This is a genomic window from Cellulomonas composti, from assembly GCF_007990245.1.
GTDB classification, from domain to species: domain Bacteria; phylum Actinomycetota; class Actinomycetes; order Actinomycetales; family Cellulomonadaceae; genus Cellulomonas; species Cellulomonas composti.
In genome coordinates, this window is record NZ_BJWG01000002.1 from 196,284 (window position 1) to 216,365 (window position 20,082).

The following is a 20,082-nucleotide window of genomic DNA, read 5'->3' on the forward strand; positions in this document are numbered from 1 at the left end:
GCTTGTGGGTTCGCATCCGACTTGTCGTATCCGCGTTAAGTTGTCATCGGCGTGTCGCGGTTCGCACGTAGTTGTCGTAGGCGCACGGTTGACGCGTGGACGCTGGTGCGTTGCGCGTCAGGTACATCACGAGCGAGGGCCAGGAGCAGGAGACCTCGCTCGCCTCGGTCGACGGCAGATGCCTCGCAGAGGGCAGCCCCGTGCGGATCCCGCCCTCATACGTCGGCCAGTCCAACTACCCGGGTCTCTTCTGGTCGGCGACCAACGGCGGTCACGTCTGGTACGAGAGCCTTCTGGAACTCACTTGGTTGTGGCTCGCCGACTTCGACCCGCGGGTACGTCGGATCACTGCACAGCCCTTCGAGCTCGCTGGCCGCGATGGCGAACGGGACCGCACGCGGTTCCCAGACTTCCTCGTGATCGACGAGCACGACGAGACCCGCGTCATCGACGTCAAGCCGGAACGCATGCTCGACAAGCCCGAAGTCCGGGCATCGCTGAACTGGACGGGGCACGCCATTGGCGCGCGTGGGTGGCGCTACGAGGTCTGGTCGGGCGCCCATCCGACGACGCTGCGCAATGTTCGTCTGCTCGCGGTCGCGCGGCGCCCTGGCATCGTCCCCACCTCGGTCGTCGACAGCGTCGTAGCTGCTTGCCCAGCGACGGGGACCACGCTCGGAGAGCTCGAACGGAGCGCCCGAGCGGCGGCGATGATCGGGAACCCGCGGATCGCGGTCTTTGCCGCTCTCTGGCGGGGAGAGCTCACCTGTGACCTGCGCGCTCCCATCGACGCCCGAACTCTCGTGAGAGCCGCATGAGCCCCACCGCGACGATCGATCTTCGCCCGGGCGTTGCCCTGTGGTGGCAAGGCGCTCTCTGGCAGGTCGAAGCCGTCACGCCCCGGGAAGCCGTGCTGCGTCGCGATTGCGACGTCGCCAACGTCGCAATCGCCGAGATCGCAACGAGCGCTCATCCGCTGAGTGCTGATCGAGCCGCCTCAGGCACGAAAGGTCCTTCGGATCTCGGCGCAGTTGCACTGTCGTCGCTCCCGCGGCGCACACGAGAGGCCACCGAGGCGAGCGCAACCGAGATCGCCTTGCTTCTCCGAGAGGGTGGTCCTTCCGGCGTGCAACTGGCCGAGACCGCGAAGCGGCTGGGCATCTCGGTGCGGACGCTCCAGCGCCGGATCGCGGCGTTCCAGGCGCGCGGCATCGACGGGTTGGTCGACAACCGTGTCGGGGAGCGTCGCGCGGCGAGGGTCGATCGGCGCTGGGACGAGGCATGTCTCGCCATCTTGAAGTCGTACACGAGCGCGTCGACGCCCACGCGGCTCGCGGTGATCGACGAGGTCAATCGCCAGGTGGTTGCCATGCACGGAGACTCGGTCGACCTGCCCCACCAGGCCACCGCCTACCGTCGCCTGAGCGCCCTGGAGAAGGGTCGGTACACGTTCGGGTCCGCCAAGGCCCGACGCTCGGTCGCAGGGCGGCCCGAGGGCGTTCTTGGGCGCTTGCGCGCCGACCGGCCGGGCCAGTACGTGGTGCTCGACACGAACTCGCTTGACGTCTTCGCGATGGAGCCGGTGACCGGGCGATGGGTACCCGTCGAACTCACGGTCGCGATGGACCTGTTCTCGCGGTGCATCCTCGGCCTCCGTCTGACGGCCATCTCGACGAAGGCCTCGGACGTTGCCAACGTGCTCTTCCAGTGCCTGCAGCCACAGGACGCCAGCGAAGGTGAGTGGCCGTACCACGGAGTGCCGTCCAACGTGCTGGTGGGCACCGAGGTGCCCGACGGCGTGCACCAGGAGCGCCGCAACGGTCTCCCGGCTGTCATCCCGGACACGATCGTGACCGACCACGGCAAGCAGTACCTCTCGGCGCACGTCATCGGCGCGTGCGCCCGGCTGGGCATCTGCGTTCAGCCGGCCATCAAGAAGAAGCCGACGGACAAGCCGACGTTGGAACGCTTCTTCGGGACGATGCGGCAGTCCTTGCTGCAGCATCTGTCGGGCTACAAGGGCCCCGACGTGTACTCGCGCGGCCAAGCCGTCGAGCAGGGCGCCTTCTACTACGTGTCCGAGCTCGAGCAGATCATCCGCGAGTGGGTGTCGACCGTCTATCACCACTCCGAGCACGCAGGGTTGGCGCTTCCCGACGTGCCACGTGCGCGGTTCACACCGTCCCAGATGTTCGAGATCGGCCTGACGCGGACCGGCGGCATCGTGCTTCCGACGTCACGTGAGCTCGCGTTCGAGTTCCTCGACGTGCAGTGGCGGACGATCCAGCACTATGGCGTGGAGGTGAACGGGCTGCGATACGACGGCGACGCCCTGAACCCGTACCGCAACCTGCAGTCGACGTATGGCGGCGCACACCCGGGGAAGTGGCCGCTCCACGTCGACGCGCAAGACGTCCGGCACATCTGGTTCCGTGATCCCGCGGACGGGTCGTGGCACGAGCTGGCCTGGGAACATGCGCCCGCTCTCGGGGCCCCGTTCAGCCTCGACGCCGTCGAGTACGCAAAGAGGGTCGCGCTCCGCGGCATCCACGTCGACAACCCGTCGGCCGCCGTCCACGAGCTGCTCCGAGCCTGGCAGCGTGGAGAAGTCACGACCCGCCGCCACCAGAGCCTCGCCCGGAGGCTCGCCGCACAACCAGCGCCGAACAAGGACGGCGGCGACGCACGAGAGGTTGCCGCCCTGCCCGGGGTGATCGATCTGCTCGAGCGGCGCGCCGCTCGATCCCAGCCCGCCGACGATCTCGACGTCTTCGAGCGGTACGAGCCCGTCGACGAGTTCGAGGTGCTCGACTGATGACGAACCGGTGGGCGCTGTGGCTCGAGCGCAACGGCACGCGGGAGTTCGCCCTGGGACGCAAGGCTGGATGGGACGCGTTCGTGAACGCGGCCCCTCGGGAGCCGCTCGAGCGTCTCGACCGGGTCGAGCTCGAGCGCCTGGGCGCCGAGGAGCGCGCGGCCTACGACGAGTGCCGGATGGTCTGGAACGCCAACCTGCCGACGATCAACACCTTCCAGGTGCTGGACGCGTACGACGTGCTGGACCAGGTCATGGCCTCGTCGCGACGCGACGGCGACCGGCTCCGTGGCGCGGCCGTCGTTGACGCGCCCGCTGGCAACGGCAAGACGACGATCGCGAAGCAGTTCGGGCGGGATCTCCATCGGCGCGTGTGTGGCACCCAAGGCCATCTGACCGCCGAGGGGCACCAGCGCTGGCCGGTCGCCTTCGTCCCTCTCGCCGCGGGCATCACGCTCAAGGGCCTCAACACGAAGATCCTGGAGTTCTACGGCCACCCCGGTGCCCGCAAGGCGTCAACCTCGACCCTGGGCGCGTTGGCGGTCGACTGCGTCCTGTCCTGCCAGACGAAGATGATCATCATCGACGACCTGCACTTCATCGACTTCAAGCACCGCAACGGCATGGACGTCTCGAACCACCTCAAGTGGCTGGCCAACGAGATGCCCGTGACGTTCGTCTACACCGGGGTGAACCTCACCGAGAAGCGGTTCTTCGACGAAGGGCTGCTGGGAGAGCAGACCGCCTACGCCCAGACCAGCCGGCGCGCGACCCGGTGCGCGGTCGAAGCGTTCCGGATCGACAACGAAGCCGGCTATCGCGCCTGGACGGCCCTGCTGCGCGCCCTGGAGAAGCACATCGTCCTCGCGGACGCCCGTGAGGGGATGCTGACCGACGAGGCCCGGGAGATCTTCCGACGCACCCAGGGCAACATCAACTCGCTCACGACCCTGCTCGACCGCGCATGCCACCGTGCTATCCGGAGCGGCGCGGAGACGATCGATCGCAGCATCATCGACCGCGTGATTCTCGACAATGCCGCCGAGGTCAGCGCCGCGCGCCGCTGAGCCACTGGCCGCGCGAGCACGACGTCTACGGTCGGCGGGCGGCGGCTACGTCGTCGACAGGCTCCCCATCGCCGTCCCACGGCACATCGACGAGCACGTGGCGTCGTGGCTGGTCCGCGTCGCGAGCAGGTACGCATTGTCCCCACGCGACCTGCTCCGCAGCGTCGGCGTGGACATCCCCGCACAACGAGTCCTGCGCTTCGACAGCCTCGCCGCGCCCGCACGCGAGAACCTCGCGGAACGGCTCGCCGTGACGGTCGAGAACCTCTCCGACCTGCGCGGAGGGATCGGCCGAGCGCTATCGGACGCGCGCGCCGAGTACCGGCGCGAGAACAGGCTCGAGGCGCGCACGACCGCGCTGTCACGGACGAAGTTCTGCCCGGAGTGCCTGCGCCACGACGGGTACTGGCACGAGTCGTGGACCGACCCGCTTCACCTCGTCTGCATCGAGCACCACGTCGAGCTGGTGGACTCCTGCCCCGGGTGCGACCGCCCACCGTTCGCTGGCTCCGCATGGCTGACCAGCCGGACAGACGTCGCCACTTGCCCCGCCTTCGACACGCTGTCGACCGGCGGCCGATACCGACGGCGATGCCTGACCGACCTCTCGACGGTCGAGGCTCCGGTCGTCTTCCTCGACGTCGTCGAAGCGCAAGCCGCACTGTTCGAGCTCGCGACCCAAGTCGCCAGCGATCCCCACGGGTTGGTGCCCACGTGCGGCACCCATGGCCGCGCTCAGACCGTCCTCGAAGCGTGGCTGACGATGGTCGACCGGCACGTCAACACCGCTCGCTCGTCCCGCCCTGAGGTCTACCTCCGCGCGCTCCTCGAGGCTCACGCTGTGCTCGGCGCGAGCAGCCTGGTCACCGCCGGGGGCGAGGCCGCACGCCGGCAGGCGTTCGGCCCGAACAACGAGCTTGCACCACTGGCCAGCGACGCGCATGTGCGCTCCAAGGCGCGCAACCCGCTGATCGTCGCGATCACGCTCACCGGCTTCCACGGCACGTTCAGCCTCGGCGCTGAGCTCAGCCACCGACTCGGATCCGACCGGCCCCGGTATCCCGACGGCGTGAACCCCACGACACGCGTCCTGCAGCAGTCCGACGGACGGGCAGCGCTGCCGTTCGCGTGGATCCCACAAGTCGTCGGGGAGGGCTCCCTCGGGCTCGACGCGTCGCCGGACCTCGGCATCGACTCGCCGCTGGGGCGCGCGTTCACAGCGACGTGTCTCGCGCGGTACGGCACCGACCGACCCTGGGGCCGCATCGCGATCGCCCTCGGCCTACCCGCGATGACCGCAGCCCAATTCAGGACGCACTGGAGGGCGATCTACGAGGCAAAGCTCTGGCCCACCTACCTGGCAGCGCTCGACAAGCTCTACCACGGCGTCCACGACGTACCGCCTACCGTCGACTACCAGCGCCGACGTCTCAGACTTGCCGATGTCCACGCCCTGATCGCAGCCTGCCAGCAGGCGGCTACGCTGCTCGGCGAGGACGGACACGCCTCGGCCACCGAGACCGCTGGTCGTTTCTGGCTCGACTACACCGGCGGCGACCTCGCGTTCGCCCAGCCCGCCCTTCGGCATGCCGAGCTCCCTCGGCGCCTATCGGGAGAGCTACGCAAGGCGATCGGCGCGCGCCTCGGCCTGCTTGACGACGAGACTCCGCGGGCGCACCCCCCATGAACGCCGGACGAACACGCAGCCGTGGCCGCGTGGCTCCAACTCAGCAGTCGACGCGCAGAGGAGCACATCACGGTCGGCCAGGCACTTCGCTCCGCCGTCGACACGGCAGACACGGCGCGCAGCGTCGCCCGCTTGAGTGGCCCGTTGTCTGCGCTCGTGCGCCACTCGCTCCTCACCGCAGACGGCGCACGCGAGCCGTGGTCCCTCGAGTTCTAGCAGGCCGTGCCCTGGCCGAGGCATCGGGAGGGGATCGCCCGGGGGCACCTCCCTTTGCAATCCTTTGTAATCCAGCTCCGCGAGCACGCTCGACGCCTGGTGACCGAACCCGGCGAGCCGAGCCCGAGAGGCCGACGCGCCCTGTTGGCCCTGAGAGGCCGGCGTGCGATCGACACGTCGCCGCGACGCCGCGCCGGCGGGGTCACCACGATTCCGCCGTGTACCCGGCGGCCGGCCAGACGCATCTCACGCCGAAACCATCGCCATGCCAACGCTGGACGCCAGCAGATCTCAACCAGCGAGTGCCCAAGTCCGCGTTAACTTCCGTCTCTGAAGGCAGTCGGCGGCACCGGGGACTGGTCGCGCATCGGACCAGGGCCCCGCACCCCTCTACGTCGAGACTCGCAGAGGTCTCACACGGGCTCGCACGTGACCTAGCACCGACTCCCACACTGGCACCTGAATCAGCGCACTTTCGGATCCTGGAGCCGCGTTCCCGTTGACCTCGCCATGTAGTTTCTTGGGCGTGGACACCACCCGAGCACCCGATGCCGCTCTCACTGAGCGGGACCCGTTCGCAGGCCTGGAGGATCAGGCCGCGCCGGACGCCGCCTGGACGCGCGCTGATCTGCTCGCTCAGGCCAAGCGGGGGTTCGTGCGGATCCGCAAAGACTTCGTCCAGCGAGAGACGAAGCCGCGAGCGTCGGTGCTCGCCGAGCTCGTCACAGGCCGCAAGGAGCTCGCGCTCGATCTCCTGCTCACGATCCACGCGCTGCAGCCGATCCTGCCCAGCAACCCCCTGCACATCCGGGTGTGGGCGCGCCTGCTCGGCGATCACGTCACCGAGCGCGCGACTCGAACCGCTATGGCGACGCTAGAGCGGATGAAGCTCCTTCAGATCGACGGCCGGAAGGGCACGCCCGAGATCACCGTGAAGCGGGAAAACGGCGACGGCGAACTGTGGCGCCCTGACCCGCTGGACGACCCTTCGGCGCGCGGACGCGGGTTCCTGACCTTGCCGTACGACTACTGGACCGACGGTCTCATCGACACCCTGTCCTTGCCAGGCAAGGCGATGCTCCTGGTGATCCTGCGAGAGACCCAGGACCCGAACGGCAAGCTCACGTTCGTCATGGCCAACGAGCGCGCCCAGGAGTTCTACGGGTTCAGCGAACGAACGGCCGAGCGCGGCTACCTCGAGCTGCGCAAGGCCGGGCTGCTGCTGGAGAGAGTGTTCCTCGTCGCGGCATCACGGCACCCACTCGGCAAGCGCGAGGAGTACCACCGGGCGCTGGCATACCCGTACAGCACCGACCACCGAGAGGCACTACGCAAGGCGGCCCGCGCAGCACGCGACGCTGTGTACCCAACCCCCTGACGCTGCCGTCATGAACCTCAGGGCAGAGCAAAACCCCGGCCGTGTGATCGACTCCCGAGGGAGTTACAGGGACGGTTCCGGGGTGTTGACAGAGACGATACGTGGAGCGGGAGACATGAGCAAGAACGACCCCCTCGACTGGCTCGCAACGCACATCAGCGAGCCGCGCCTGCGTCAGTACCTGACCCGCACTGGCGGCGACCCGGTGCGCGCGATCGAGTTGTACACCTGGAACGCCCACCTGGCCGCCGCGTTCTTCATCGACCTCGGCCACCTCGAGGTCGCCCTGCGGAACGCGCTCGACTCCCGGATGACCGTGCGCCACCAGCGGCTCGGGTTGCAGCGCACCTGGCTCGACGACCCTGCCGGCGAACTCGGCCGCGACCTCAGCCCTGGACCACCGCGCCACCGCCAGCCATACACCGACATCTCGCGTGCACGTGGACGGGTCCGAGAGAACGGCAAGCCGCTCGACCACGGACAGATCCTCTCGGAGACCTCGTTCGGTCTGTGGCACCAACTGGTCTCGAAGAAGTGGACCAACCTCTGGCCCGATCTCGCCGGCGCGTTCCCGCACAGCCCCAACCGACGCCGCGAAACCGTCGCCGACCCGATCAGCGACCTACGCGACCTGCGCAACCGGATCGGGCACCACCACCGGATCTGGCCCCTGCCCTGCGCGAAGCGCCACAACCAACTGCTCGACGTCGCCGGCTACATCGACCCGAACCTGCGCGCCTGGATCGCAGACACCAGCACCGTCCCCACCCTGCTCGCAAGCTCACCACTCGGCCGACCCGAAGCGTGAAACGGACGCAGCGTCCGCGCGTGATCCGGCAAGGCCGTCCTGAACACATCGTCGATTTCACCCACGTCCCGTGCGCAATGACGCCCGCATCCATCGACGCGAACCGCGCCCTCAGCCGCACAAGCGCCTTCTCGCAGGCTCGCTCAGCGACATGGAATACACCGAAGCCGCCCGCCACGCCTGCCGGATCGCGGTTCGCCCGCCGTCGAAGCGGCAGTATGTCGAGCATCCGAAGGAGGGGAAGCGGTTTGACGAACGAGCCTGTGGAGCCCGCCGAGCCCACGACAAGCCGAATGCAGGACGCCGTGCGGCTCCTGCTCCTGATCGACGGCGCCGCCGAGCCGGTCGACGACCCGCCGCCGCCCGCGGCACCGAGCGGCGCGGTCGCGGTGCTGCGCACGCAGGTCCTGCTCCAGAAGCTCGACTTCTGGCTCCGCAACCCGGACTACTTCGCGAACATGCTCTTGGACCGGTTCGAGGCAAGCGGGGACGCCGCACTGCTCGACCACGCCGAGCGGATCCTGACGTCCGAAGAGCCCGAGATTCGCAGGCATCCGATGCTGCGCTATCGGTTCGGCGCGTACGAGCCTCTCGACGCTGCCCTGTCCGTGCTCGCCGGCCCAGGTCTGGTGTTCCGACGCCGGGAGGGCAGACCTGGCCGGACGCGCCAGCACAACTACTACCTGACCGAGCACGGGCGGGAAGTCGCCCGCGAGATAGTCGCCGAGGAGCCGGCATTGGAGTACTACGTCGGCCGTGTGGCGCTGCTCGTCGCCGTGACCGCGGGGCAAGGCGGCACCGAACTCAAGGACGAGCAGTACCGGCAGCAGGAATACGCCGGCACCGCGTACAACGCACGCATCGGCGCGATCACGGGACGCGTCCGTCAGCGTCTCGACGCCATCCGCGAGGCAGGTGCCGCGTGAGCGCGTCGCAGCGCCAGACGCTCGCTGAGCGCGTGGCCGCTCGCAGTGGAGTCGACGCGAGCCTCGTTGAGGCCGTCCTCGCGGCGCACGCCGTTCCGGACTCACACGTCCCCGTGATGGCCCGGTCCCTACGAGCGACCCGGCTCCGACTGCGTGGAACGAAGGCGGGCCCGCAGGGCACCGGCCCGTTCGACGCCACATTCGACATCCCCACTGGAGTCGTGATGGCCGTCGGTGCGAACCTTCGCGGCAAGACGACCATCCTCGAGGCCATCACGCTGTGCCTACGCGGCGAGCCGCGCGAGCTGCAACGAGATGTCGCCAAGTGGCTCACCGACATCGAATGCGACACCGAGATCAACGGCAGGCCGACGGGATTCCGCATCGTCATGCGCGACGGGGCGATCGCCGAGGGCTCCATCGTCGAGGCCACCGACCTCGCGGCCTTGCGTGCGGGTGGCACGGGCACCAAGACGATTCTCGCGGCAGCCTCAGCCAAGGAGTACGCGCGCGCCGTGGACGTCTTCATGCTGGATCGATTGTCTCTAGAGCCGCTGCTCGCCGCGCTCAACACCGGAGGCGTGCAGCCCCACCGGTGGGCCTCGTACTTCGGCGCGCTGTACCCGCCCGCGGGACGAGAGCCCGTCCTGATCGGCGAGACCGCCATGGCGGGCCTGGCAGGGCGTCTGCTCACGGTGTTCCTGGACCTGCCTGGCGCCGCGCTGTATACCCGCGTCAGAGCCGCCCGCGACGCGGCGCGCAACCGCGCCAAGAACGCCGCGGCCTCGCGCACCTCGGACACCGAGCGCGCCGACGCCCGCCGCGCACAACTCGACGCGCTCCAAGCAGCCCGCACCGCGCTCAGCGAACTCGCGCTCCGATCCGCGACAAGGCCGGCGTCTGCAGTCGCAGCCGATGTGACAACCGTGGCCGGCCAGCTAGCCGACGCGGAGGCCGCGTGGACCGCCGCCGGCGCGCTGCACCGTCAGGCCCGTGCCGCACGCCAGCATGACCAACGCGCGCTGAACGACCATCGCGAGTCCGCCGTCGCGCGGGCGCTGTTCCATGGCCTCGACCCAGTCGCATGCCCTAGATGCGAGGCGCCCGTCGCAACCGAGCGCAGAGCCGCAGAGGCCCACAGCCACATCTGCGCAGTGTGCACGCAGCCGGTCACAACCGACGATGACGACGACACGGAGCGCGAGACCCAAGCCGCGATCGAGGCCGCACTAGCAGCGTCCACGAGAGCGGCAGACGCCGCGCTCGAGGCGTTCGAGCGCGCCGAGGAGGAAGTCACTGTGCTCTCCCAGCGCCTCACGGCGGTGGAGGTCGAACTCCGTGAGGCGCGGGACGCTGCAACAACGGACGAGCGCGCCTCGCTTGAGCGCGCCGCCGCCCGCGCCGAAGGAGCGCTCGCCGTCCTCCCGGACGACAACCCTGTGCTCGTCGACCCCGACGACAAGATTCTTGACGCGCTCGTCGCAGAACTCGAGGCCGACCTCGTCGAGCCGTCCCGCGAGCTGTTCGACGAGCTCGGCGACGAGATCGCCACCCTCGCACGCGAGTTCGGAATCGAGTCCGTGACCGGGATACGGATCGACCGGGCCGCGAGGCTCAAGGTCGCGAAGGGCGGCGCCGACGCCGGCGGGTTCACGGCGCAGTCTCCCGGTGAGCGGCTCCGACTCCGGATCGCCACCGTTCTCGCACTCCTGCGTGTCGGTCACCGGCGCGGCATCGCCACTCATCCTGGGCTGCTAATGCTCGACAGCCTGAAAGCTGAAGAGGTCCAGGACTCCGACGCCGCCGCGCTGCTGGACGCACTCATCCGCGCCGCCGCAGAAACGCCTAACCTCCAGGTGCTGACCACGTCGGCGGATCAGTCCCTGCCCGTCGGGAAACTGCCGGCCGACGCGATCATCGCGCCGCCAGCCCCTGACCAGCCGCTCTGGTGACTGACCCGGCCAACGACGGCGACGGGGAACGGGAAGGAGCACGGCGTGAACGACCGGATCGTGACCGCGCTTCTCGCCGCCGAACGCTCGGGCCACCCTGCATCGCCATCCGCGCTAGGCAGCGTCGAGGACGCCGGACCGATCCTCGCGACGCTCGCCGACGACCCGCTGGCGCCATTGGCCGCCCGCGCGCTCATCGTCGCCTCGGACGCCGACCCCGACGCCTGGCGCGGTCCCGTGCGTGCGTTCGCAGCCGGCCTGGCGCGGCAAACGAGCGTCCTGGCCCTGCAGGAGTCCGTCGACGCCCTGCTCGGCGGCTCCGCGGCAGCCGACGCCGGGCCAGCGCTCCACACCGCGATGCTCACCGGGCTGGATGACGCTGTCGGCACCACGCCGAGTCTTGCGGCCGCGAGGCTCGAAGCCGCCGCCCGGGTCGCGCTCGCGAAACTCGCCCGGCCGTATCTCGTCCTCGATCGGCTCGCTGCGCCGCCTGAAGAGTTCGCCGAGGACTACCTCGACCCGCTTCCCCGGCTCGTCGGGATCGCACTCGAGATGTGGGGTTCTGACGACGAGGTCGCGCAGCCTCTGATCGACGTCCTCGCCGCTCTCACGGACACGCCTGTCGAAGGTGACGCGCTGCACGAACTGGCCTGCCGCCAGATGCGGCGCGCACTGTCCGTCCCCGACATGTCCGCCGCCACAGAGGGCCTGGCCCGTGCCGCAGCGATGTTCGCTCAGGCGCAGGAGGTCGATGAGGGCCGCGACGACTCCGCCGCCTACCAACTGGCATGCGAGGCCGTAATCGCGTTCGCGCGCGCCGACTGGACCGGTGTCGCGACTTCTACCGAGGCCTTGACCAACGTGCTGTCGCGCAGAGGTGCGTGGCACCTCGGCGCGCACTTGCCTGCTTGGCGCGCCGGCGCCCGCGACGCCGAGACCGCGTGGCTGGCGTTCGTCCTCGACCTGCGTCAGGCGGCCGACCGACTCCGCGAGGACAGTTGGCTTGATGCCCGCGCCGCCGCAGGGCAACTTGCCGCGGTCTACGAGGCCGAACGCGTGATCGACCCTGCCCCAGGGCTCCTCGCCGCGATCCGCCCCACCATCGCCGCTACAGTCGCCGGCAACGCCGTCCTGCTCGGCCAGCTCGAGCGCATGGTCGACCACGACCTCGCGGGCGGCAAAGCGGTCCTACCGCCCGCTGCGGCCGCGGTTCTCGCTGCGGCGAAGGCCGCGCGGGCGCGCAGCACAGCTGATCCCACCTCACCACCCACCGACCGCGACGCCGCGCTGGGCCGAATCCTCAGGCTCGCGCCCTCCCTGCTCGCGTTCGGCGACGACATCTGTCAGCACCTCGCGGCGATGCTCGACGACGACGCTCTTCGCGACGCCGAGGGCGTCGCCGCACCCCTGCGAAGACGTCAGCCTCCCCACTCCACGCTGAAGCGCATGCGGGACTCCATCGTCACCTCCCTCGAGATCAACCCGCGCTTCACTGGCGAGACCAGAGCCGCGGTGATCGCGCTGCTCGAGCGCACGCTGACCTTCCTGCTCGATCGCTACGACCGCGGCGGGCCGCTCATGAAGGGCATGAAGAACATCATCAGCGTGCCAGCGAAGGGGGCATCGCTGCCCGTCGAGGCCGACCTGCAGTGGGAGTTCTACATATGGCTCGCCGGCCCGTGGGAGTTCGCCGGCCGGGTGCACGCGGAGGTCTCGGACATCGCGACCGGCAGGGCTGACGTGACAATCAGGTTCGGCGACGTGGAACTCGTAACAGAGGTGAAGCGCGAGCTCGCAGACTCGACGCCGCGGGCACTTGAGCGCAGCTACCTCGGCCAGGCCGCGGCGTACTCCGGGTCCGGGGAGCCATTCAGCCAGCTCCTCGTCCTGGACCTGACCGACCATTCCGCCGGCGTCCGCACCCTGCCGGACCTCGCCTGGGTGGCCGAGCACCGAGCAGATCCCGAAGCGTCGCCGCAGCACACCGTCGTGGCCGTGGTCGTCGGCAACCGACCCACACCCCGCAACGTCAAGGGGACGACGGCCATCTGACGCTCATCTCCCATGTCAGAGCCGCCGCATCGCCCTGGTGTTCTCGTGGACGCACAGAGACCCGGCCGAGGGGTCCGGACGCGGTCGACCGTACGTGTGGGAGAGGGCGCGAGGGGCACTGCCCCGCCTGACACCGCCGCGCGGGACTCGCGCGCGCAGAACCCGCCACTTCAGTGAGAACACCCCTCCGCCACCTCGTCGCGAAAGCTCAGGTCGCGGGGCCGGCGATCCGCCGTATTCGGCGCGAACCCACACTCACTGTGGGATCCCGTCCGATTTGGCGAAATCCCACGAAGTTGGCCACGGCGTGTCCGAATCCCACCGACTTGGCCACGCGGGACGCTCGATGCGTGGGTCCGAGCGAGTCCGGGCGGCGAATCTCACCGCGCATCCGCCGAACGGCTGTCAGCTCCGAGTAGGTTCGAGCGGTGCCGACCTTCGATCTCGACGCCGACGTCACCCACCCCGCAGACTTCAACCTCGTGCGTGGCGGCGGCGTCGCGCTCTACCTCGACCCTGCCGTACTCAGGGAAGCCGAGGAAGGGTTGGAGACGCTGGCGTACGACCGCACACACATCGACGCGGCGACCTGGGACGAACTGACCTTGCATGACGCTGTCGCGGCCGCACTCGACTTTCCGAACTACTACGGCCGGAATCTCGACGCGATGGCCGACTGCCTGGGCGACGTGGCCCACGGCGACTACGGCTGGAATGTCGAGCGAACCGGCCTCGCCGTCACTCTCGCCAACTTTGGGGTGTTCGCACGCCGGCAGCCGGACCTCGCAACCGCACTCGCGGACCTCTTCACAGCCACGAGCCGCTACGGACTGGTCTTCGGCCACCGACTCCTCTGGCTGCTCGGCGTCGACGACCCCCGCTTCCAGCTCGGACCAGTCGGTGGGTTCAGCGTCCCTTGGAACGGCCGCGAGTGGCTCGTCTCAGCGCGCGAGTGAGCGGTCAGTCCCTGGAAGCGCTCGAGCGCATCTGCGGATCAGACCTGCGGTCGGTGCCGAAGATCTCACCCGGCGGTTCGACGACCGACGGGTCGAACTCGGCGCCTCCCGCTGCGTGCTGCGGTGCGCTCCTCGCAGGCGTGTGGCGCTGAGGATTTGGACAACTAGGTGAGACGGCGTGTGCCTCCGCTCGTTGTCCCACCTCAGGTCACAACGTCAGGCACCGGACAACTTGGATGCGGTCCTACAGCGCTGTGGGATCTCACGGAGCGTGGCAACTTCTCACTTCCGTGTCATCGGCGCGTCAGAGATGTCCGGTCGGACGCGGTTCTCAGACTTCCTCAGCCTGTCGAGCGACGGTGATCACCTACGACTCCGGTGGCATCAGCCTCAAGCCGTCCAACGCGATGCACGCGGCGATGAAGGTGGACATGGTCAACACCGACGCCGAACGCCGGCTGGTCATGGCCGACGCCATCGCTCTGGCGAACGAAGACGGCGTCGACGCGATCGTGGACATCGCCACGCTCACCGGCGCCTGCCTGCCCGCACTCGGCACGCTCACCGCGGGGGTCATCGGCAACGACGACACCATCCTGTCCCTCGTCGAGGTCGCGTCAACGTGCGTCGCGCCGACCCGGTAGACCTCCGGGCCGGGGCGACGAACGGTCAGCGGCCGTCCCGAGCTGCCTGACGACGAGCCCCGGCCGCCTGCGAGGACGCGTTGCGCTTGGCGCCACCGGTCGTCTGCCGGTGCTCCCGGGCAACCCCGGCACCCGAACTCTCCGCGGATCGGCCGACGCTGTCCGGACCCGCCGACCGGGCCGCCTGCGCGGCAGCGAGCCGCTCCTGCTTGAGCTCCTCCGCAGCGGCCCTGGCCAACACAGCCAACCGGTCGCTCACGTCGGCTAGCGCGTCCTCGAAGATCTCCGCCTTCTGCGCCGCACGCGTGTTCTTGGGCCGCGACACTCCGCGGCCACCGTGCTCCTGCACGCCCTCGGCGCCCTGGCGTCGATAGTTCTTCTGGTACTTCTTGCGCGCGCGCCGGACCCGGGTGTGCAACGCGATCAGGTCGTCCTCATCCAGCAGCTCCATCCGCGCGGGCTCGGTCTCACGCAGCAGATCACGCTCGTCTGACTTCAGGATGCCAAGCCGCTCGTTCATCGGGGACTCCCGCCTCGCAGTTGGTTGTGTGCCGTACCGATCGACCGTAGTCCCCCCGCCCGCCGGGTGTACCCCGCGTCGGTAGGTTGACGCATGCGACGACGCCGTCGTCGCAGAGAGCTGGGGAGCTGAGGCGGCCGTGGCAGATGCTGACACCAAGCGGGCCGAGCGTCGCGCCCTGATCGGATCGATCATCGGCGCGGGAGTCGTGGGCATCCTCGCGATGGTGTGGGGCATCGCCGCGCAGTCACGTGTGCTGCTCTTCGACGGCGCCTTCGTCCTGCTCGGCATCGTCCTGTCCGCGCTGTCCCTGGCCGCGTCCCGGGCCGCGGCGATCGCACCCAGCGCCCGCTTTCCGTTCGGCCGACAGGCGATCACCCCGATCGCCATCGCGATCCAGGGCGCCGCACTGCTCGGCACCCTCCTCTACGCGGCCGCCGACGCCATCGGGATCATCCTCGACGGCGGATCCGACGTCGCAGCCGCCACGGTCGCCGCCTACGGGATCGTCACCATGCTGGTCTCGCTGGCCTTGGCACGCTGGCTCGGCCGCACCGCGCCGGACTCCGACCTGGTGGCGGCCGAGGTCGCCCAGTGGCGCGCCGGGGCCGTGCTGAGCCTCGTCTACGCGGCAGGCGCCGGCGTCGCGCTGCTCCTGTCCGCCTGGTCCCTCGACGACATCGTGCGCTACGTCGACCCGGGACTCGTGCTGCTGGCCTGCGTCGTGCTCGTCCCGATACCCATCCGGCTGCTGCGCGCCGCCGGCCTCGAGCTGATGGAGGCCGCCCCGCCGCCCGAGGTCACCGAGGCGATCGACCAGGCCGTGCGAGACGTCCGCGGCCAGTTCGAGCTGCCCGAGCCGCTCGTACGCGCCACCAAGCTCGGTGAGCGGCTCTACATCGAGGTGGACTTCCTCGTGACTCCGGGCGACTGGGACGTCTCGGACGAGGACCGCGTCCGGCGCGCACTCGTCGGGCGCCTCGAGGCTCTCGGCTACGAGCTGTGGGCCAACGTCGAACTCACAACCGACGCCAACCTAGTCACGTAGCGGGGTCGTGAGTGGCACCTGGTGATCCTCGCAGGCGGCGACCACTGCCACGCCGGTCGTAGACATCGAGGCCCGCGGCAGCCTCCGCGCTGAGGATTCGGACAACTTCGTGAGACGAGCGCCTTCTCATCTACTTGTCCGACCGCAGGTCAGAGCGTCGGGCTCCGGACAGGTTCGATGAGCTCCTCCACGCGCCCCTTCGTCGCCCGTAGGTTGCCAGGCATGCGCTTCGAGGTGGACGCGATCCTGTTCGACATCGACGGGACATTGGTGGACTCGACCGCTGCGGTCGGGCGCACGTGGCGGGCATGGTCCGCTGCCCGCGGGATCGACGCCTTGGACGTCCTCCGGGGCTGTCACGGGCGCCGCTCTGAGGACACGGTGGCCGAGTTTCTGCCGAGCGGCCAGCGCGCCGCGGCGGTCGCCGAGCTCGAGCGGCTGGAGATGGCAGACCTCGATGACGTGATCGCGCTCCCCGCCACGCAAGAGCTCTTGTCGCGCCTCCCACCCGATCGATGGGCCGCGGTGACGTCGGGGTCGCAACTGCTGATGCATGCGCGGCTGGCCGCCGCCGGGCTGCCGGTTCCCGACGTGTTGGTAGCGGCAGAGGACGTCCGGCGAGGCAAGCCTGACCCGCAGGGATATCTGAACGCGGCCCGCCGGCTCGGCTTCGACCCTCGCCGGTGCCTCGTCGTGGAAGACGCACCGGCTGGCCTGGAGGCGGGCCGTGCAGCGGGGGCGCACGTGCTCGGGGTGGCGACCTCCCACCCGGCCCACGACCTGAGGGCAGCGCACGTGGTCGTACCCGACCTCGCGGCCTGCACCGTCGAGGTGACTGTCGGGGGCCTGGTCATCAGCACAGCAGGCTGAGTCGACAGGGCGTTCGGCGCTTCACTACCGCGACCTCGTCGCGTGAGCTCCTGGACCTTCCGTCACCCACGTCTGGGGTGCTGGGACCTGCAGACCCGCGACAGCCGACTCGCCTCTCCTGATCCTCGACGGTCGGGGTGTGCGTGCCGGACGCGACTCAGCGGTCGTGTTCCGTGTTGGTGGCCCGCAAGCGCACCGCTGGGCGGACCCGGCTACTCGCGACCGATCATGACCTCGGTCGCCTTGACCACCACGACGACCTTCTCGCCCTCGGCCAGCCCCAGGCTCGCCACCGACCCGGCCGTGATCGCGGCCACGATGTCGTTGCCGCCGATGTCGACGACGACCTCCGCCATCACCGCCCCGACCTGGACGGACCTCACCGTGCCGGCGAGCTGGTTGCGTGCGGACAGCTGCATGGCTACCTCCTTCGGAGCTTCGTCGGTTTCTCGACGAGTCTGACGCCGTACTGCACGCGTCGCCATCGGCCGCGCTCGCCGGCGTCGTCGTCGCGACGCCTGGACTTCTCGGCGGGTGGCGGGACGGCCGAGGCGCCGTGCCTCATCGGGCCAGGTCGCGACGTCGGAACCCGGCGAACCCGATCCAGAGGAATCCGAGGGTGAACAGGGTGATCCAGCCGAGTCCGGTCCAGTCGGGGTCGGCGGCCGCGACGTACGGGACGTGCCAGAACGGGCTGATGCCGAGCACCCAGTCGTCCAGGCCGAAGGTGGGGCCGAGCACGGTCAGCACGAACGACACCAGGACGCCGGACCAGGAGGCGATGCTGAGCATGGGGCGAGCACCGATGACCGCGACGGAGACCGCGACGACCGTCCACACGGCCGGCACGGTCACGACGGCCTGCAGCAGGACGTCGCCGAAGGTGACGCCGAGGTCCGAGCCGGAGGCGAGCCAGGCGATCAGCGTCCCGGCGATCAGGACGAAGACCGTCGGGTAGGCGAACGCGACCAGCGCGTTGCTGCCGTAGTAGCGGTGTCGGGCGACCGAGCCGGCCATGAGGGGTTCGACGCGGTCCTCCAGCTCCTCCGAGCGGACCTTGAGCATGACCTGGATCCCGGAGATCGCCGCCAGGATGCCGACCATGGACAGGATCAGACGGACGAACGTCGACGTGATCTCCTCCGGGGTGGTGGCGCCGGAGGCGATGACCTGCTGGATGCCCTGGTCCGAGGCGAGCAGGTCGGAGATCGACGTCGCGAAGTAGCCGAACACGAAGCCCAGTGCGACGAACGCGACCGTCCAGGTCAGGAACGGTCCGCGGTTGATGCGCAGGGCCAGCCGCCAGGTGGTGCGGGTGACGCCCCGGTCGGGTCCCGGTCGCGGGGCGATCGTGCCCTGCCCGAAGTCGCGTCGCCCCTGCAGCAGGAACGCCACCGCGACCAGGACGACGCTCAGCGCCACCGCGAGCAGCAGGGGCGCCCAGTTGTTGCCGGCCGCGGGCCGGGTCTCGTGCATCCACCCGATGGGGTTGACCCAGTTCGTCCAGGTCGGCGCCTCGACGGAGTAGCAGAAGCCGCTCAGGACGAACAGCGTGCCGAGCGCACCGACGGCCATCGAGTTCGAGGTGCGCGCGTCGGCGCCGATCTGCGCGGTGATCCCGGCGAGCGAGCCGAACACCCACCCGGTCGCGGTGAACGTCGCCGCGAGCAGGAGCGACGACTCCGGGTCTCCGCCCACGACGATCGTCAGGAGCCCGGCGGCGACGCCGACCAGCAGCGAGCCGATGGCCGACATCGCGACACCGGTCAGCAGGCGACTGTCACGGCCCATGACCCCGGAGGCCAACAGCTCGGCCTGGCCGGAGTCCTCCTGGGCGCGGGTCGCGCGGGTCATCGCGAAGATCGCACCCAGCGCGGTCATCAGACCGCCGAGGGCGAGCGAGCGCCAGGCGTTGAAGCCGTCCGCCGTCATCAGGTCGTTCGCCGGGCCGAAGACGAGGCCGACCGCAGGGTTCGCGCTGATCGTGGCGGCGAGCGCAGCACGGGAGGCCTCGTCGGGGAAGACGATCGGGTACAGGATGATCGACGACACCGACAGGGTCGTGGCGATCACCGCCCACGGCACGAACGTCCGGCCGTCGTGCTTGAGGGAGACGCGCAGGAGCGGTCGCGTACCCGTGACGGCCGACGCGCGAGGGGGTCGCGCCGTCGTGATCGCGCTCATCGGGCCGACCCGGCGGCCGTCTCGTCGCCGTACAGGCTCAGGAACAGGCTCTCGAGCGAGGGCGGCTCGACCGTGAGCGAGGTGAGCCCCGAAGGCGCCAGCGCGTCCATCGCCTCGCCGATGCGGGTCGACTCCACGGTTGCCGAGAACCTGTCGCCGTCCAGGTGCACGTCGTGGAACATCGTCAGAGCGGCCCTGTCGGGGACGCGGACGAACGTCGCGTGGACAGCGGTGTGGGTCTGACCCCGCAGGTCGTTGAGCGTGCCGGACTGCACGATCTTCCCGTCGCGGATGATGCTCAGCCGGTCCGCGAGCGTCTCGACCTCCGCCAGGATGTGGCTGGACAGCAGCACCGTCGATCCGCGGTCCTTCGCCTCGCCGATGACCTCCTGGAACACCTTCTCCATCAGCGGGTCCAGCCCGGAGGTCGGCTCGTCCAGGATCAGCAGCTCGACATCCGAGGCGAGCGCGGCGACGATCGCGACCTTCTGCCGGTTGCCCTTGGAGTACTGCCGCCCCCGCTTGGTCGGGTCGAGCTCGAACCGCTCCACGAGCTCGGCGCGCCGGGGTTCGTCGATCCCGCCGCGCAGCGCACCGAGCAGGTCGATCGCCTCTCCGCCGGTCATCCCGGGCCACAGCGACACGTCACCGGGCACGTACGCCAGGCGGCGGTGCAGCTCGACGACGTCCTTCCACGGGTCCTTGCCCAGGAGCTGCACGGTGCCGCCGTCGGAGCGCAGCAGGCCGAGGAGCACGCGGATCGCCGTGGACTTGCCGGCGCCGTTGGGGCCGAGGAAGCCGTGCACCTCGCCCCTCGCGACATGCAGGTCCAGGCCGTCGAGCGCCCGGAACTTCCCGTAGGACTTCAGCAGCCCTTGGACGTCGATCACTGTGTCGGTCGCGGTCATGAGCTCTTCCCTGCGGTCCGGTGGGGCGGGGGTGGTCCCCGGCCAGCAAAC

17 protein-coding genes are annotated in these 20,082 nt (G+C 69.6%); 13 read left to right on the forward strand and 4 right to left on the reverse strand.

Annotation, left to right across the window (positions count from 1 at the left end; translation table 11 throughout):
- Positions 1-95: 95 nt before the first annotated feature.
- The 11 genes from CCO02nite_RS03460 (at position 96) to CCO02nite_RS15970 (ending at position 14,501) form a co-directional block, all read left to right on the forward strand.
- The gene (locus tag CCO02nite_RS03460) at positions 96-818 is read left to right on the forward strand and encodes a TnsA-like heteromeric transposase endonuclease subunit (protein WP_146841643.1); all 723 of its coding nucleotides are present in this window, start codon (positions 96-98) and stop codon (positions 816-818) included.
- The gene (locus tag CCO02nite_RS03465) at positions 815-2,815 is read left to right on the forward strand and encodes a TnsB C-terminal domain-containing protein (protein ID WP_146841644.1); all 2,001 of its coding nucleotides are present in this window, start codon (positions 815-817) and stop codon (positions 2,813-2,815) included. Before CCO02nite_RS03460 ends, CCO02nite_RS03465 begins: the two co-directional genes overlap by 4 nt.
- Positions 2,816-2,994: 179 nt before the next feature.
- Positions 2,995-3,882, forward strand: coding sequence for an AAA family ATPase (locus CCO02nite_RS03470; RefSeq protein WP_246117317.1), 888 nt, complete (start codon positions 2,995-2,997; stop codon positions 3,880-3,882).
- Positions 3,851-5,569, forward strand: coding sequence for a TniQ family protein (locus CCO02nite_RS03475; RefSeq protein WP_146841646.1), 1,719 nt, complete (start codon positions 3,851-3,853; stop codon positions 5,567-5,569). The genes CCO02nite_RS03470 and CCO02nite_RS03475 overlap by 32 nt, the downstream gene beginning before the upstream one ends.
- A 742-nt stretch (positions 5,570-6,311) precedes the next feature.
- Complete coding sequence (locus CCO02nite_RS03480) at positions 6,312-7,163, forward strand: hypothetical protein (protein ID WP_146841647.1); 852 nt, start codon at positions 6,312-6,314, stop codon at positions 7,161-7,163.
- Positions 7,164-7,278: 115 nt separating this feature from the next.
- Positions 7,279-7,971: a hypothetical protein gene (locus CCO02nite_RS03485; protein WP_146841648.1), complete on the forward strand. Its 693-nt coding sequence runs from the start codon at positions 7,279-7,281 to the stop codon at positions 7,969-7,971.
- Between the two features lie 20 nt (positions 7,972-7,991).
- Positions 7,992-8,897, forward strand: a complete 906-nt coding sequence (locus CCO02nite_RS03490) for a hypothetical protein (protein WP_246117318.1) — start codon at positions 7,992-7,994, stop codon at positions 8,895-8,897.
- Entirely contained in the window at positions 8,894-10,849 is a 1,956-nt protein-coding gene (locus tag CCO02nite_RS03495; RefSeq protein WP_146841649.1) for an ATP-binding protein, read from the forward strand. Before CCO02nite_RS03490 ends, CCO02nite_RS03495 begins: the two co-directional genes overlap by 4 nt.
- A gap of 45 nt (positions 10,850-10,894) precedes the next feature.
- Positions 10,895-12,901: a hypothetical protein gene (locus CCO02nite_RS03500; RefSeq protein ID WP_146841650.1), complete on the forward strand. Its 2,007-nt coding sequence runs from the start codon at positions 10,895-10,897 to the stop codon at positions 12,899-12,901.
- A gap of 428 nt (positions 12,902-13,329) precedes the next feature.
- Positions 13,330-13,857 (forward strand): barstar family protein, encoded by a 528-nt coding sequence (locus tag CCO02nite_RS03505; protein ID WP_146841651.1) that lies wholly within the window; start codon positions 13,330-13,332, stop codon positions 13,855-13,857.
- 359 nt (positions 13,858-14,216) lie between these two features.
- Positions 14,217-14,501, forward strand: coding sequence for a M17 family metallopeptidase (locus CCO02nite_RS15970; protein WP_371862474.1), 285 nt, complete (start codon positions 14,217-14,219; stop codon positions 14,499-14,501).
- A gap of 25 nt (positions 14,502-14,526) precedes the next feature.
- On the opposite strand, the gene CCO02nite_RS03515 is transcribed toward CCO02nite_RS15970, so the two are convergent.
- Positions 14,527-15,021, reverse strand: a complete 495-nt coding sequence (locus CCO02nite_RS03515) for a hypothetical protein (protein ID WP_146841653.1) — start codon at positions 15,019-15,021, stop codon at positions 14,527-14,529.
- 139 nt (positions 15,022-15,160) lie between these two features.
- Between CCO02nite_RS03515 and CCO02nite_RS03520 the strand changes: the two genes are divergently transcribed.
- On the forward strand, positions 15,161-16,069 hold the full coding sequence (locus tag CCO02nite_RS03520) for a cation efflux transmembrane domain-containing protein (protein WP_146841654.1): 909 nt from the start codon (positions 15,161-15,163) through the stop codon (positions 16,067-16,069).
- A 222-nt stretch (positions 16,070-16,291) separates the two neighbouring features.
- The gene (locus CCO02nite_RS03525) at positions 16,292-16,939 is read left to right on the forward strand and encodes an HAD-IA family hydrolase (RefSeq protein WP_146841655.1); all 648 of its coding nucleotides are present in this window, start codon (positions 16,292-16,294) and stop codon (positions 16,937-16,939) included.
- A 212-nt stretch (positions 16,940-17,151) separates the two neighbouring features.
- On the opposite strand, the gene CCO02nite_RS03530 is transcribed toward CCO02nite_RS03525, so the two are convergent.
- From CCO02nite_RS03530 to CCO02nite_RS03540, 3 genes are all read right to left on the reverse strand, one after another.
- The gene (locus CCO02nite_RS03530) at positions 17,152-17,358 is read right to left on the reverse strand and encodes a TOBE domain-containing protein (protein ID WP_146841656.1); all 207 of its coding nucleotides are present in this window, start codon (positions 17,356-17,358) and stop codon (positions 17,152-17,154) included.
- Positions 17,359-17,500: 142 nt separating this feature from the next.
- On the reverse strand, positions 17,501-19,123 hold the full coding sequence (locus CCO02nite_RS03535) for an ABC transporter permease (RefSeq protein ID WP_146841657.1): 1,623 nt from the start codon (positions 19,121-19,123) through the stop codon (positions 17,501-17,503).
- Positions 19,120-20,031 carry an ABC transporter ATP-binding protein gene (locus CCO02nite_RS03540; RefSeq protein WP_146841658.1) on the reverse strand — a complete coding sequence of 304 codons (912 nt, stop codon included), beginning with the start codon at positions 20,029-20,031 and terminating at the stop codon, positions 19,120-19,122. Before CCO02nite_RS03540 ends, CCO02nite_RS03535 begins: the two co-directional genes overlap by 4 nt.
- Between the last annotated feature and the right edge of the window lie 51 nt (positions 20,032-20,082).